This is a genomic window from Rickettsiales bacterium (assembly GCA_025210695.1).
GTDB lineage: Bacteria > Pseudomonadota > Alphaproteobacteria > Rickettsiales > CANDYO01 > CANDYO01.
Genome location: JAOARE010000028.1, coordinates 1 through 14,992, shown reverse-complemented (window position 1 = coordinate 14,992; position 14,992 = coordinate 1). Strand labels below are relative to the sequence as shown.

14 protein-coding genes are annotated in these 14,992 nt (G+C 33.5%); 10 read left to right on the top strand and 4 right to left on the bottom strand.

Annotated elements, in window-relative coordinates; translation table 11 throughout:
• Positions 1-72 precede the first annotated feature (72 nt).
• Genes dapA through gshB form a run of 5 tightly spaced genes read left to right on the top strand, consistent with a single transcriptional unit; the run spans position 73 to position 3,683 of the window.
• Entirely contained in the window at positions 73-951 is an 879-nt protein-coding gene (gene dapA, locus N4A31_04645; GenBank protein ID MCT4635516.1) for a 4-hydroxy-tetrahydrodipicolinate synthase, read from the top strand.
• Positions 948-1,412: an SsrA-binding protein SmpB gene (gene smpB / locus N4A31_04640; protein ID MCT4635515.1), complete on the top strand. Its 465-nt coding sequence runs from the start codon at positions 948-950 to the stop codon at positions 1,410-1,412. Before dapA ends, smpB begins: the two co-directional genes overlap by 4 nt.
• Position 1,413: 1 nt before the next feature.
• Positions 1,414-1,737: a YbaB/EbfC family nucleoid-associated protein gene (locus N4A31_04635; protein ID MCT4635514.1), complete on the top strand. Its 324-nt coding sequence runs from the start codon at positions 1,414-1,416 to the stop codon at positions 1,735-1,737.
• A 10-nt stretch (positions 1,738-1,747) separates the two neighbouring features.
• Positions 1,748-2,743 (top strand): tryptophan--tRNA ligase, encoded by a 996-nt coding sequence (gene trpS, locus N4A31_04630; GenBank protein ID MCT4635513.1) that lies wholly within the window; start codon positions 1,748-1,750, stop codon positions 2,741-2,743.
• Between the two features lies 1 nt (position 2,744).
• Positions 2,745-3,683, top strand: a complete 939-nt coding sequence (gene gshB / locus N4A31_04625; protein MCT4635512.1) for a glutathione synthase — start codon at positions 2,745-2,747, stop codon at positions 3,681-3,683.
• A gap of 267 nt (positions 3,684-3,950) precedes the next feature.
• Here the strand turns inward: gshB and N4A31_04620 are convergent, their stop codons facing one another.
• Together N4A31_04620 and N4A31_04615 are read right to left on the bottom strand one after the other, a co-directional pair.
• On the bottom strand, positions 3,951-7,112 hold the full coding sequence (locus tag N4A31_04620; protein MCT4635511.1) for an ankyrin repeat domain-containing protein: 3,162 nt from the start codon (positions 7,110-7,112) through the stop codon (positions 3,951-3,953).
• A gap of 131 nt (positions 7,113-7,243) precedes the next feature.
• Positions 7,244-8,548, bottom strand: coding sequence for a translocation/assembly module TamB (locus N4A31_04615; GenBank protein ID MCT4635510.1), 1,305 nt, complete (start codon positions 8,546-8,548; stop codon positions 7,244-7,246).
• A gap of 197 nt (positions 8,549-8,745) precedes the next feature.
• On the opposite strand from N4A31_04615, the gene polA reads away from it, so the two are divergent.
• From polA to rpmA, 4 genes are all read left to right on the top strand, one after another.
• Positions 8,746-11,394 carry a DNA polymerase I gene (gene polA, locus N4A31_04610; protein MCT4635509.1) on the top strand — a complete coding sequence of 883 codons (2,649 nt, stop codon included), beginning with the start codon at positions 8,746-8,748 and terminating at the stop codon, positions 11,392-11,394.
• A gap of 66 nt (positions 11,395-11,460) precedes the next feature.
• Positions 11,461-11,760, top strand: coding sequence for a hypothetical protein (locus tag N4A31_04605; GenBank protein ID MCT4635508.1), 300 nt, complete (start codon positions 11,461-11,463; stop codon positions 11,758-11,760).
• Between the two features lie 113 nt (positions 11,761-11,873).
• Positions 11,874-12,194 carry a 50S ribosomal protein L21 gene (gene rplU, locus N4A31_04600; protein MCT4635507.1) on the top strand — a complete coding sequence of 107 codons (321 nt, stop codon included), beginning with the start codon at positions 11,874-11,876 and terminating at the stop codon, positions 12,192-12,194.
• A gap of 17 nt (positions 12,195-12,211) precedes the next feature.
• Entirely contained in the window at positions 12,212-12,460 is a 249-nt protein-coding gene (gene rpmA / locus N4A31_04595; GenBank protein ID MCT4635506.1) for a 50S ribosomal protein L27, read from the top strand.
• A gap of 487 nt (positions 12,461-12,947) precedes the next feature.
• Here the strand turns inward: rpmA and N4A31_04590 are convergent, their stop codons facing one another.
• Entirely contained in the window at positions 12,948-13,523 is a 576-nt protein-coding gene (locus N4A31_04590; protein MCT4635505.1) for a hypothetical protein, read from the bottom strand.
• A 177-nt stretch (positions 13,524-13,700) separates the two neighbouring features.
• On the opposite strand from N4A31_04590, the gene N4A31_04585 reads away from it, so the two are divergent.
• On the top strand, positions 13,701-14,414 hold the full coding sequence (locus tag N4A31_04585; GenBank protein MCT4635504.1) for a hypothetical protein: 714 nt from the start codon (positions 13,701-13,703) through the stop codon (positions 14,412-14,414).
• Positions 14,415-14,475: 61 nt separating this feature from the next.
• On the opposite strand, the gene nuoE is transcribed toward N4A31_04585, so the two are convergent.
• A partial coding sequence (nuoE, locus tag N4A31_04580; protein ID MCT4635503.1) for an NADH-quinone oxidoreductase subunit NuoE occupies positions 14,476-14,992 on the bottom strand: 517 nt, incomplete at its 5' end.

Below are 14,992 nucleotides of genomic sequence, written 5' to 3'. Positions count from 1 at the left end.
ATTGTTTACAAATGGGGAGATTAAGACTAGATTATTAAAAATATAAGAAATCTAAAAAATTGAGAGGATTTTATGTTTAAAGGGATTTTTACAGCGCTAATCACCCCGTTTAAAGATAATGCAGTTGATTATAAGGCTTTTGAGCAGATGATCAATTGGCAGATTAAGTCGGGTGTTCATGGTTTGGTCATTGCGGGATCGACAGGAGAAGGAGGAAATTTAAGTCAAGAAGAGTTTCTAAAGTTAGTTGACTTAGCTGTAAAAATAGCGAAGAACAGAGTGTCTATTATTGCTAATACTGGGGTTAACTCTACCAGTAAAACTATAGAGCTGACTAAAGAAGCACAAAAGCTAAACATTGATGGGGTTATGTTAGTTGCTCCTTATTATATGAAACCAACTCAAGAGGGTTTATATCAGCATTTTAAAGCCATTCATGATGCAAGTAATGTTCCAATTATTCTTTATAATCATCCTTTTCGTTCAGCTGTAGAAATTAGCAATGAAGTGATGGTTAAGCTGTCTAATCTTTCTAGGGTTGTGGCCCTTAAGGATTGTTCGGCAAATCCAATTAAATGTACAGAGTTAACATTGGGAATAGATGATGAATTTAATATTTTCTCTGGGGATGATATTCTTTCTTTGCCTTATTATTCGCAAGGAGCTGTAGGTACTATATCATCTGTTGCTAATATTGTACCGTCTTTAATAGTTAGGCTATATAATTTATGGCAAGAAAACAAAATTAAAGAAGCGATGGAATTGCAGTCAATTTTATTACCCCTTAATAAAGTATTATTTTGTGAAAGTAATCCAATTGCTGTAAAATATGCAGCTAGTCAATTTGGAATATGTTCTCCTGAATTAAGATTGCCTTTGGTAGGGCCTTCAGATGAGAATAAAAAACTAATCTGCAAAACATTAGAAGATTTAAAGAAGAAATTAAAATGAAACCTTTAACAAAACGCATTATTGTTCAGAATAAGAAAGCCCGATATGAATATAAAATTGAGGAAAATTTTGAGGCTGGAATAATGCTGGCTGGAACAGAAGTTAAATCAGTTAGAGCAGGGAAGGTTAGCCTTAATGAGGCTTTCGCTAGTAATATAGGCAATGAAATTTTTCTTTTTCATACTCATATTGCAGAATATGAAAAGGCAAATAAGATATTTAATCATGAGTCTAGAAGGCCTCGTAAGTTATTGCTTCATAAGCGTCAAGTTAGCAAATTACTTGGTAAAATTAAAACAAAAGGCTATACTTTAGTGCCTTTATCATTATATTTTAATGAAAAAAATAAAGTAAAAGTAGATTTGGCATTAGCCAAAGGTAAACATCTTTTTGATAAGAGAGCCAGTATCAAAGAGAGAGAGTGGAAAATTGAAAAAGCTAGAACCTTAAGGGAGAAATAATATGGTAAACATGGCAAATATGATGAAGCAAGCTCAAGCAATGCAAAAAAAAATGGCTGAAGAGCAAGAAAAATTAGCTGCAAAAGAATATGTAGGAACTGCAGGAGGAGGTATTGTAACTCTTTCCATTAACGGTAAGGGAGAAATGCTAAAGGTGAAGATTTCTCCAGAATTAGTAACTCCTGATGAGGTTGAGATGCTAGAAGATTTAGTAGTTGCTGCATTTAATGATGCAAAGAAAAAGCAAACAGAAGATTCAGAATCCACTATGTCTGGTTTAATGGGTGGGATGAATCTTCCTGCTGGGATGAAGATGCCTTTCTAAAGGTTTTGTTATGAAAAATCGTGTAGTTTCTGGAATTCAGCCAAGCGGCATTATGCATTTAGGTAATTATCTTGGGGCCATTAAAAATTGGGTTTCCCTGCAGGATAAGCATCAATGTTTATTTTTTTTGGCTGATTTACATACGATAACAGTTTCACAAGATCCAAAAGAGTTAAGGCGTAATGTGATAGGTACAGCAGCAGCTTATTTAGCTTGCGGAATAGATCCAAATAAATCCATTTTATTTAGTCAGTCAAATGTAACAGAGCATTCAGAGCTAGGTTGGATCTTAAGTTGTATGACGTCCATCGGATGGTTAGAGAGGATGACTCAGTTTAAGGACAAAGGTGGATCAGATAAAGCAAGATCCTCTCTTGGGTTGTTTAGCTATCCGGTATTGCAAGCAGCTGATGTGCTTATATATAAAGCAAATTTAGTCCCGGTGGGTGAAGATCAACGCCAGCACCTAGAGCTTGCTAGAGATATAGCAAGTTCGTTTAATCGTTATGTAAATCATGACTATTTTAAATTACCAGATGCAATGATTATGAAATCTGCAGCAAGAATCATGAGTTTGCGTGATGGCTTAAATAAAATGAGCAAGTCTGATCCATCTGATCTTAGCAGGATTAATTTAATAGATGATGCTGATGTGATCTTGCAAAAAATTAAGAAAGCAAAATCTGACTCCATTGCTGAAATATTTTATGATAAAGAAAGCAGGCCAGAGGTTGCTAATTTATTAGAGATATATGCAGCTTTAACGGGAAGTTCAGTTGCTGAAATACAGGAGCGATATAACGGTAAGCTCATGGGGCAGTTCAAACAGGATTTAGCTGAAGTGCTTATTGATGAAATCACTCCAATTGGCAATAAAATAAAAGAGCTATGTTCAAATGATGAGGGTTATGTTCGCCAAGTTTTAAAAAAAGGTGCTTCATCAGCTAAGGCTATTGCTGAAGTAAATATTAAAGAGATTAAAGAGCTTTGTGGGTTTGTATCTTAATATGAAGATAGCATTTCAAATGGATCCAATGGATAGACTTAATTTTGCAAGTGATAGCACTTGGAGAATAATGTTAGAGGCTGCAAAGGTTGGATCCATATATCATTTTACTCCTGAAAATTTGTTTTTTTTAGATGGGAATGTCTTCGCAAGAATTCAAGAGGTGAAAATTATTAAAGGCGATTATCACTTAAATGCACCGCAAGTGATAAATTTAGAGGAAATGAATATAATTTTTATTCGTCAAGATCCTCCCTATGATATGGCTTATCTTACCACAACTTATTTATTAGAAAGGATTGCTGATAAAACATTAATTGTTAATGATCCACGAGCTATTCGTGATTTTCCTGAGAAGCTCTCGATATTAGATTATATTGATTTAATTCCTCCAAGTCTCATTACTTATAATCAAGAAGAGGCTAAAAAATTTGCAAAAAATTATGAGAAGACAGTTATAAAACCTCTTTATAGTTTTGCAGGTAATGATGTGTTTTGTGTTCAGGAAGGTGATCATAATTTGGGCAAGATAATAAATGATCTAATTCAAAAATATAAAGCACCAGTAATTGTTCAAAAATTTCTTGATGAAATATCTCAAGGGGATAAGCGTATAATTTTAGTTGATGGCGAACCAGTGGGTGGAATTTTAAGAGTTCCTAAATCAGGGGACATAAGATCTAATTTGGCTTGTGGAGGAACTTCTTATAAAACCAAATTAACTGAAAGAGAAAAGCAAATATGTGAGGCAATTAAACCAAAATTAGTTGAAAATAATTTATTTCTTGTTGGGATCGATGTAATCGGAGGTTACCTTTCCGAGATTAATGTCACTTCTCCCACTGGAATAGTGGCATTAGAGAAATTTTATGACTGTAATATTTCTAAAGAAATTATAGATAAAGTAATACAAAAGTATAATTTATTAACCTATAGTTGAAAAACTTTTAACGAAAAATTAAAAATAGATGTTGACAAATAGTGAACATTTATTTATGATCATAATCACCAGTTGGCACTAAAAAGTTTTTTTACTCCTTTAACTTATTCTGCGAGCTGGTACCCTTCCTCTTTGTTTTTCCTATAGTTTAGTGTGTTTTTGAGGTAAGCTTAAGGATTCAGTGTAATCTTCTCTTTTAATCTTTAGAAACCGAACTAGAGTTTTTAAATTGTTAAAGCACTACTTAATGAATTGTGATTCTATTCTTTAATTGCGCGTTTTATTTTTAGCAAGATTAGTTTTTTGTATAGACCTGGGAGGAGTCATATTAGAAGAAGTTTCCATTCCTCCGTATAAATTTAATATATTACCCAGTTCTTGTAATAGGTTTTTATCAGCATGAACAGCTGCCTTAGCCTTGTCTTCTTTTGGAAGTAATTTTAACAGTCTTTTTTCATGAGAAGTATTATTTATTTTGTTTAATGCGGCTAGAACAATCAAAGGACGATCCTTAGGATTAATTGCTGCTATAGTTTCTTCAATTAACTTCCATGCATGAGGATTATCTTTAGTTTGTGTAGCAAAATTATTTATTATCTTAGGAAGTTTGTTTTTATCAGTTTTTGCTAAGTGATTTACAAGTTCATTATGAAGCTCAGGACTTAATGATTCTAAGGCTGTTTTCCCTTTGTTGTTTTTAATGTTTGGATCAGCATCTAATTCTAGTAATTCTCCAATAGATTCAATTTTTTTATTCACGACAGCATAGTGCAGAGCTGTCATTTTATGATCATTTTGATCATTTATATCAGCGCCTAAGTCTACTAGGTCTTTAATAGCTTTGGCCTCTCCCTTCGTGGCCGCATAATGCAGGGCAGTTGTTCCATGTTTATTTTTTGCGTTTGGATCAGCACCTAGCTCTACTAATTTTTCAATAGTTTCAAGGTCTTCCTTTTTTGCCGCATAATGCAGAAGTGTTAGTCCATCTTTATCTTTAGTATTTAAAGCCGTTTTCCATTCATTTGATTGGTCAGAATTGGATCTTACAAATTGTATTATATAATCCAGAGCCGACTTTCCTTCTTTGTTTTTAGCATTTATATCAGCACCTAGTTCTACTAATTTCCCAACGGCTTCAACTTTCTCTTTTGCAGCTGCATGATGCAGGGCTGTTTTTCCATCTTCATCCTGAAGATTTATATCAGCTTTTAAGTTTGCTAATTCTTTAATAGCTTCAACATGTCCATAGTGGGCTGCAAAATGCAGGGCTGTCAGTCCATATTCATTTTTTGTGTTTGGATCAGCATTTAGTTTTACTAATTCTTTAATAGTTTCAACATCTCCATTGTCGGCTGCAATATGTAGAGGAGTTTTTTTCCTTTCATTCTGAAGATTTATATCAGCACCTAGATTTACTAATTTTGTAATAGCTTCAACATGTCCATTGCGGGCTGCAGAATGCAGGGCTGTTGCTCCATCAATCTTCTCCTGAAGATTTATATCAGCGCCTAAGTCTACTAATTTTGTAATAGCTTCAACATGTCCACTTAGGGCCGCATAATGCAGGGCTGTTGGTCCATTCTCAAACCTACCCTGAAAATTTATATCAGCACCTAGTTCTACTAATTTTCCAATGGCTTCAACATGTCCATTTTGGGCTGCAAAATCCAGGGGAGATCTGTCCTTTGCATCCTCAAAATTTATATCAGCACCTAGTTTTACTAATTTTTCAATAGTTTCAAGGTTTTCCTTTTCCATAGCTACTTGCATAGATCCATTTATGAAAGGTTTAATATAAGATGCTTCTTCCTGCGTAAGATTCGTCGCAAGATAAGAGATTAATTCTATATTTGAATTTTCTATTATTGTTTTAGGGAAAGAAAAATTCTTTCTTTGAAAATCTGGATATGTTATATTCTCACTTTTAAGATGTTTTTCTAACATTAGTCCATTGTCAAATTTAGCTATGAATTCTGATTTATCCGGTGATTTGCTAAATTCTATCCATTTATTTAAATCGTCATTTGACAAAGATGATAATTCTTCTTTAGTTAGATATTTCTGCAGGTCTTTTATTTGATCACTTAAGAGAGTTAGTTCTTTGATAATATCTGGTTGTTCTAAGTCTATTTTTTCTTCATCTTCTTCTATGACAGTTCTTAGAGCATTTTCAAGGCCAAGCTCCATTCTATCTGCTAATTGCTCGTGTAAATAATCTTCAAGATTCTGTCTATTCTTAGTTAGACCTTTTAATTTCATGCTACTGAAGAGTTTTTCTTCAATGGTTAAACAGTCATTTTTTTGGCTTGTCACATACCAAGAATTGGGAGCTTCAATTACTGTAACCTTGCGTTCAATATTGTGTGCGGGAATTTTTTCTTGAACAAATTTACCATATGTATTTCTAACAAATTTACTATGCTCTGCCATCAAGGTAACTTTATTATATTCTAAAGCTTGTTGATCTATAAATCCTTCCTGCATAAATCTATGTGTTATTGCAAGTTGGATAGCATCTTGGTAGTTATCTTTATATTTAAATTTAGTATAATCATCATTATATTCAATGATACCATCTGATCCAATTCCTAGAGAAGCAGCTATGCTAGATATTTGTTCTAATGCAGGGCTGTTGATATCTCCTTCTTTGACAGGCAAAAAGCCTAGTTTTGGTGTATCAGGTAATCTGCTTAGGTAATTATTAGCAAAGCTCTCAACCAAACTATATATTCCTTCTCTTGTATTCAGAGTGTCATTTAAATAATCTTTAAACTTTGCGTTCTTTTTAAATTTTCTACTTGGGGGAGAAGACAGATCTCGATATCTAGCATGAATATCTTTAGGAGGATATACATTATATTCTTTGCTCACTTCATGAATCAACTCATTTGCAACATGAACCTCATTGCCAGAAGAATATGATATATGGTTTCTAGCATATTCTGTAGCTAAATTTTGAATATATTCATATTTTGCGTTATATAATGAATCATCCATAGAATGAACTATTTTCTGCATATTCGTTAGAGCGCCAGGGGTGCAAGCATCAATGGTGGCGCTTTTTATTTCTGCTTGAAATTTTTCTGGAGAAGCAACTAAGCCGTTTTCAGTTCTATAACAAATGACCTCTGCAGTTCTTTTAACCTCATCGGCGATTCCTCTCATTTCACCTGGCGATACATTTTCTGTTAAAGCGGGTCTTAATTGTTCAAATTTTGGATTATCTGAAATACGAAGAAGTTCATCAAGTAAAATATTTGCTCTTCTCTTATATCCTTCATCTAACTGTGGTTCAGTATCTTCAACGTAAGAAGCATCTTTAACTTCATAATTAGGATCACCATAAAGAGTTTTTAAATAATTCTGTAGTGCTTCTTGTTCAATTTCATCCGGCTTCTTTAAATTTTTAAAGTTTTGTTTAATCTTCACTTTAGTATTGCCTCTTTTAATTTTTCATATTACATATGAGTTTATATGAGGATTACGCGCAATTCAACTAAAAGTAGAGAGAGGTGTTATTACAGCTATTATTGGTATACTTAGGTCGTGATAATCTAGTTTTACTTAAAGAAAGACTCAAATGCCTTGGCCACTTCCTTTTCCGCTTTTTTCGCTGATTTCTTTATTTCAGTTGTGTTAATTTTAGACTTTCCATCTTTGAATAATAATTTAGATATAATATCTTTATTGGAAGAGGAGGAATCAACCTTAAGTGAGGGGCTTGTTAAAGGCCCTATAATGCTTGGTATAATTTCAATTCCCTCTATGTTAGCCGTGCCTACCACATCTAAATATGGGTAGGGAGGAATATGGCCATTAAACACTAAATCAGCTTTTTGAAGTTTAAAGTCACGACCAAATTGTTTGAAGATTCCTTCAGCCATGCCTAGCCTTCCTTTATAAATAGGATTGTTAGCATCGCCAGTTATCTTTAATTTACCGCCAACTGCAAGATCAAGGCCATATCCAGAGATAAATATATTGTCATCAACATCTAAAAGCATATCTAGTATGATTGATTGATTATCAGTCTTACTAGTATGAGATTGATTGTTTTGCGTATTTGCTGCAGGTGAATATTTCTTTTGTGTATCTTCACCAGGCGAAGTGGAGAACGGGTTAGGTAATCCTATTTTAATTTTTTCATTTTTTATATTTGCTGATATTTTTGGGGTTTTAGAGTTGCTATCTTCTAATAAATATTTTCCTGATAAATTTAATTTTATTGGGCTAACGTAATAAACAATTTGTCCTAATTTTAAGCTATTACTGAATGTGAGGCTTTGACTTAAATTATCCCAGAGAATTTCCCCATTAATTGATAATTTAGCATCTTTTGGAAGATTTGCTAAAGATGATGCAATAATAATCTCTTTAATGTTGATATTATTGACTGAGATCTTTATGTCATATTTCTTATGATTTTTATCCTCGATAGTTTTCTCAGTTTTTTGTTTTACTTCTTTATTGCCATTTATTTTTGCCTCTTGAGGTTTTCTTAGTAATGCAAATTTATCAATAGAAAAATTTCTAATTATAAGATGTTTATATATATTGGGATTTAATAAAATATTCACTGAAATATTTTTTATATCTAACCATTTTCCTTTCTGATCAGATAAAGAAAGATTATTAATTTTCATATTCATTGGAAAATGGAAGCTTACATCTTCTGCTTGAATTTGATAGCCAACTTCTTTAGAAAATTGTTCTTTTATCATTTTATGTACATAGCTTTGGCCATTATCACTAGAAAGCCACCAAACTCCACATGCTAATATAACAGCAACCAAGAATATTAAAATTAAAAGTGCATATAGTGTTTTTAAAACATATTTTGGCAAAGCAAATATTCTATTGATCATAATAATTCTCATAGTTTATGGTTTAAAGGCCTAAAGGCTAAATATTAAATATGATACTATATTTATTCAACAATACCAATAGAAGCTTTATAAAACTATTTGAATTTTCATTGTCAATAGATCCATCACGCTAGACATATTACGCTTCTTTGTGTTAGTGTTAGGCAGTAATATATTTTAAGATTTAGTACCCCATTATGACCAAAGAGAATCAGCATTTAGTATTAATTGACGGATATGGCTTTGTATTCAGAGCTTTCCATGCTTTTCCTCCCTTAAGGAGGGAAGACGGAACTCCGGTGGGAGCAATATTTGGCTTCACTTCAATGCTCAGCAAAGTGCTATTAGAATTCACTTGTTCACATTTAGCGGTTGTTCTTGATTCTGGTGGAAAAACTTTTCGTCATGATATATTTCCTGAGTATAAATCTCATCGTCCTCCAGCTCCGGAAGACTTAATCCCACAGTTTCCTCTTGTTAGAAAAGCCGTCTCATCCTTAAACATAGATATTTTAGAGCAAAAGGGATATGAAGCTGATGATCTTATAGCCACTTTTGCAAAAGATGCTAGCAACAAGGGAATGAAGGTAACAGTTATTTCTTCAGATAAAGATCTGATGCAGTTAATTGATGATAACATCAGTCTTTATGATCCTATTAAATCTAAATATATTAAAGCGACACAAGTGGAAGATAAATTTAGTGTTCGTCCGGATCAGATAATTGATATTTTAGCTCTTATTGGTGATAGTGCAGATTATATTCCAGGAGTTCCAGGAATTGGTCCGAAAACGGCTTCTGAGTTACTAAATAAATATAATAGTTTAGATGGGATTTATCAGAGTATGGATGAAATCCCTAGTAGCAAACGTAAACAATCACTAATTGATAATAAAGAATTAGCTTATTTATCTCAAAAACTTGTTGTGCTTGAAGATCAGGTTCCCACAGAAAATAGCTTGGATGATTTAAGGATTAAAATTTCTCATGTTGATCAATTTAAGGATTTTCTCCATGAGCAAAACTTTAATTCTTTATATAGCAGGGCGGATAAAATATGCCAAAATTTTAATCATCAGAATATAGAATATCATGATCCTATTTTAAGCGCTAAGATTATTGAATTGAAAACAGGAGAAGATTTAAAGTCATGGTTAGAACGCAAAACTTCATCTAGCGGCCAACTTAGTCTAATATTAGAAGCAGGGTTTTTATGTATTTCTTGTGATCCTTCAGAAATTGTGATTTGCAGTATTGCAGGTTCATTAAATAGTGGTTTATTTCAAAGTAATAATGGTTTTTCTATAAAAGAATTATCTAATATTTTAATTCCCTTTATAAATGATAGCTCCATTAATAAAATATTACATGATGTAAAAACATTTTATCATATCATTGCTGAATATGTTGTTGTTGAAGAGGTGGCTTGGCAAACATCTGATGATATTCAGCTCATTTCTTATATATTGAATAATGGTGTGCATGGTCATGATTTAAAAACTTTGGTTCAGCATTATTCTAGCTTAGGAGATGATTTAGAGTTAAAGCAATGGCTGGGCTATTCTGCATTATTCTTATTGCAATTATATTCTAAGCTTAAGCTCCAGCTTGTGAAAGAAAAACTACTCATTCTTTATGAAAGAATAGAGAAGCCTCTTTCATATGTTTTGTATAAAATGGAGCTAGAGGGTATTCTAGTTGATCAATTAAAGCTTAAAGAAATCTCAGAAGACTTCTCCAAGCGATGCTTAAAGTTAGAGAAAGAGATTTATGAAATTGCGGGCATGGAGTTTAATTTAGGTTCTCCTAAGCAAATGGCAGAGGTTTTGTTTAATAAATTAGATTTGCTGAGTGATGAGAAAAAAGCTAAAAATAAAAAGTTCAGCACAAATGTCGAAGTTTTAGAAGAGTTATCTCATCAGGGGCATAAGATTGCTGATTTAATTTTGCATTGGCGTCATTTAAGTAAATTAAATAATACTTATGCTAAGAGTTTAGGAAAAAACGCAGATAGTGAGGGGCGTATTCACACTAGTTTTCAGATGACTTCCACTTCCACAGGGAGACTCAGCTCTAGCAACCCTAACTTACAAAATATTCCTATTCGTAGTGATGATGGTACTAAAATTAGATCGGCATTTATAGCAAAGCCTGGTTACCAATTAATTTCAGCTGATTATTCTCAAGTGGAATTGCGTCTTCTTGCTCATATGGCAGAGATTGCAAGTCTTCAAGATGCATTCAAGAATCATCAAGATATTCATGCAATAACTGCTAGTGAGGTGTTTAAAATTCCTTTATCAGAAGTAACTTCAGATTTGCGTCGTCAAGCAAAGGCCATTAATTTTGGTATTATTTATGGCCAGAGTGCATTTGGTTTAGCTAAGCAATTATCAATCTCTAGATCTGATGCTAATAAATATATAGAATCTTATTTTGAGCATTATCCAGGGATTAAACAATATATGGAAAGAACCAAAGAATTTGCCAGAGAGAATGGTTTCGTTGAAACTCTTCAGGGGCGTAAATGCTACACTAGAACAATTAATGATTCAAATAGTGCAATTAGAAACTTTGCTGAGCGTGCAGCAATTAATGCTCCTTTGCAGGGAACCGCTGCGGATATTATAAAAAAGGCTATGATTCAATTAAATAAAGAAATAGAGAAGAGGAATTTGCCTGCTAAAATTTTATTGCAAATACATGATGAATTAATATTAGAGGTAAAAGAAGAATCCGTGGAGGTTTTAAGTAAACTCACAAAGCAAATAATGGAATCTGCAATTACTCTTAGCATTCCTTTGGACGTTAATATAGATCATGGAAAAAATTGGGCGGAGATTTAAGTTAACCATTTATTTACTTTTTAGGTGTATTATGTGTCAAACGTTATTTAAAGAAGGCTATTGTTGGTGTCCGATATAGAAGCAAAGAAACAAGGTAGTGGTGATGAATTAGCTAAGGATGCAGATTCTACACCTCAAGCCAATAGTGAAGAAGAGAGATTAGAAAGGTCTTGGGATTTTTTAACTGATGTTACTGAGAAAGTTTCTTCATTGCCTCAATCGGAGCAAGATAAAATCATCAACATAGGTAGGCAGCTATCTGCGGCAGGAGCTTCATATAATCATACAGTTCCTAGCCCTGATAGAAAAACACGTAGCCCAGCTAAAGAAGCTGCAAAATCAGCTAAGAAATCGGCTAGTCATTAATTTTTTATTTTTGTTGAGTTGGCTCCTAAAAAACATAATAATTTTATTGACATTCTATAAATACAGGCTATAGTTTGACTCTTATTATATAAACAATATTTGAAGGAATAGCAATGTTTGCGGTTTTTAAAAGTGGTGGAAAGCAATATAAAGTAGCAGAGAACCAGGTTCTTAAGCTAGAAAAGCTTGATGCAGCTGTTGGTGAAGAAATAAAGTTAGAAGAAGTTATGGTGATGGGCAAAGATGGAGGTAAAGCTTCTGTTGGTGCTCCTTATGTTAAAGGTGCTTCTGTAAAAATTCAAGTTGTTGATCAAGATAAAGATGATAAGGTGATCATCTTTAAAAAGAAAAGAAGAAAGAATCATCGTCGTAAAAACGGTCATAGACAACCAATTTCATTAGTAAAAGTAATTTCTATTAATTTAGAAAAATAGTTTAAGGAGATAGATAAATGGCCACGAAAAAAGCTGGTGGTAGTTCCAGAAACGGTAGAGACACAATAGGTCGTAGATTAGGTACTAAAGTTGGTGATGGACAGAAAGTTCACCCAGGTGTTGTTTTAGTTCGCCAAAGAGGAACAAAATTCCATCCGGGAAGAAATGTTCACATGGGTAGAGACCACACATTGCATGCTCTTGTGCCAGGTTCAGTTTCTTTCGATAAAAGAAGCCACCGTACTTACATTCATGTAAGTTCATAAGATTATATCTAAAAATTATACGAATATAATAAAAAAACCAGCGAGAATTAATTTTCCGGCTGGTTTTTTATTGTCTGAATTTCTTGTATCGTCTAAGAGTAAATAGGCGTTAGACTTTCCCTCAAGACTTGTCATCTAAGAGCCATGAGGCGTTAGCCGAATGAGCGTGGGATCCAGAATTTAAAACTATTCTCCCTGTATGGATAATTCATTAATCTTTTATTCTTTTAGAGCTTTGTGATCTTGGTAAAAACTTTAAACTGGATTCTCGAATTGGTATAAACCAATTCAAGAATGACGACAACTTGTTATCTAAGGGGAGGGGCATTCCTCTCCCCCATTCGTCATCTAGGAGTAATTAAAGAAGGCAGTCTTTCTTCACTACTCGTCATTCTTGAAAACCATTAGGTTTTCGAGAATCTAGAAATCAAAAAACTCTGCTAGACCTTTTGGTCTAATTCATTCTTTTTTAAATGGCGGGTTAAGTCTAATAAGCATCAACTTCAGGGGGGGGGAGTTCTCCAACTGGCTTGTGAATGTTGTTATAGCATTCATGAGCTGCATCAACAAAAGCTTGTTGTTCTAAATCATACTCTTTTATATAATATTGGCCTTTATAACCAAGACTTCCACCAGCAATCATACCAATAATTGTAGTTACAACATATGCATAAGTGGGTAGTTCATGTGTTCTAGAGCAATAAGCTATATTCATTAAGCCGTGAGATATTATAGGTAGCATGAGTGCTCCTATAGCTGTTCCACATACTGTGCTAAGAGAATATTCAAAAAAATATTCATTATGATCAACTTCGTATTTGGTATTTGCAGCATCAATAAAGCATTTCATATTTTTGTTACCTCTATTTTCAACGGTTTCGTTGGGATAGTCATATTCCTGAAGCGCTTCTCTAAACGACTCATAGTTTACATAATTTTGCTTCTTATTGCTGTATCCTCCTTTTATGTTGTTTCTTTGTTCAATTCCCATAAGAATGATATAATCATGGATTGTCTCTTTTTGTTGGTAATGTCCTCTAAGTGATGTAGTGTTTTCAACCATATTTATCTCCTAATTATTATCATTAAGTAGTAAGTTGGAAAATAGCTGTAAAAGGTTAAGTGTTTGTTAAGAAAACTAGAAAAGTAATTTAGGTTTGAGGTTGTTAATAGTTTTTTAATATTTCTATGATATTTTTAACATTAAAATCAATAATCCAAGTCAAAGGTAGATAGTTAGGTGGTATCTGAATCAGTTAACAAAAAACAAATAAAGAATAGGGAAATCGAAGCAGACGTTGAGAGATTCAGGCAAACCCCCGGGAAGTATTTAGGTGGTAAATTTGGATTGCCTGGGAAAATATTTGGTAATGCTATTGGTTATACTTTTGGAATTGCTGCCGGCTTTGTGCGTAAATTTCTAACCAGAATAAAAGGTATTATCAAAATTGCTGCTTCTCCAGTCGCTGGTCTCACTGTGGGTACTGCGATGGGGGTAATAGATGTGGTATATGGATTGGCAGCTGTTGGTGCAGGAATTGTTACAGTAGTTGTTGCAGGGGCATTTTCTGAAAGAGCTAGAAAAAAATTTGGTAATTTAATGACAGGAGGAGCAAAAAAAATTGGATTAGGATTAACAGCTCCTTTTACGGTAGCAGGAGCAATGCTTTCATCAGGTGCTTATAATTTAGCCTTAGGAAAGCAATCTCCTTGGAGCGTGATGGACAAATATAATAATGTCAATAACAATGCTAGTGACAAAATTTGGGAAAATACAGCACCACCACCAAAAATAAACCCAAAGTATGAATACATGGATGATGATAAGTCACTAGAGAAAATTACGCCTTTTAGGAAAGTACCACGAGATTCTTTAAATGAAAAAAAAGGTAGAGAATTTAATCTTGTTCCTAATGTTACAGTTAATACAAGAGGTGGAAGAGGTCGAGGTTAAGATAAGCCGCTTTCTTGTTCCTTGCGGGGTAATACCTTGTCTCAAAATTTAAGAAAGATATTTAGTCATGCAGTACTTCAGAAGACTTACGTCCAATTTGTGAGCCTTTCTTCACTTTCTTTCCTTGAGTTAAATCATCAAGAATCTTTGTCATTGATTTAACGTCTAAATCTTCATAAAAATCATCATTAATTTGAATCATTGGTGCATTGGCACAAGAGCCCAAGCATTCCACTTCAGAGAGGGTGAATAATTTGTCTTTAGTGGTGTCGCCTAGATCAATCTTTAACTTTTTCTTACATAGATTTTTGATATCTTCTGCTCCACGAAGCCAGCAAGGTGTGGTTCCACATAATTGAATATGATGTTTTCCAACGGGGCTTAGATTAAACATAGTGTAGAAAGTGGCTACTTCCATCACTCTTATTTGTGGCATTTCTAAAATTTCTGCCACATGTTCCATAGCAGCAATGGGCAGCCAATTGTCATTTTGCTTTTGAGCAATTTCAAGCAGAGGAATAACCGCGCTTGCCTGACGTCCTTGAGGATATTTAGCAATATGCTTTTTTGCTTCTTTT

Bases quoted from the DNA above. Each gene is read 5' to 3' on its own strand.
- N4A31_04615 (MCT4635510.1), bottom strand. From the start codon at position 8,548: ATGATCAATAGAATATTTGCTTTGCCAAAATATGTTTTAAAAACACTA.
- trpS (MCT4635513.1), top strand. From the start codon at position 1,748: ATGAAAAATCGTGTAGTTTCTGGAATTCAGCCAAGCGGCATTATGCAT.
- N4A31_04590 (MCT4635505.1), bottom strand. From the start codon at position 13,523: ATGGTTGAAAACACTACATCACTTAGAGGACATTACCAACAAAAAGAG.
- gshB (MCT4635512.1), top strand. From the start codon at position 2,745: ATGAAGATAGCATTTCAAATGGATCCAATGGATAGACTTAATTTTGCA.
- rplU (MCT4635507.1), top strand. From the start codon at position 11,874: ATGTTTGCGGTTTTTAAAAGTGGTGGAAAGCAATATAAAGTAGCAGAG.
- N4A31_04635 (MCT4635514.1), top strand. From the start codon at position 1,414: ATGGTAAACATGGCAAATATGATGAAGCAAGCTCAAGCAATGCAAAAA.
- polA (MCT4635509.1), top strand. From the start codon at position 8,746: ATGACCAAAGAGAATCAGCATTTAGTATTAATTGACGGATATGGCTTT.
- rpmA (MCT4635506.1), top strand. From the start codon at position 12,212: ATGGCCACGAAAAAAGCTGGTGGTAGTTCCAGAAACGGTAGAGACACA.
- smpB (MCT4635515.1), top strand. From the start codon at position 948: ATGAAACCTTTAACAAAACGCATTATTGTTCAGAATAAGAAAGCCCGA.
- dapA (MCT4635516.1), top strand. From the start codon at position 73: ATGTTTAAAGGGATTTTTACAGCGCTAATCACCCCGTTTAAAGATAAT.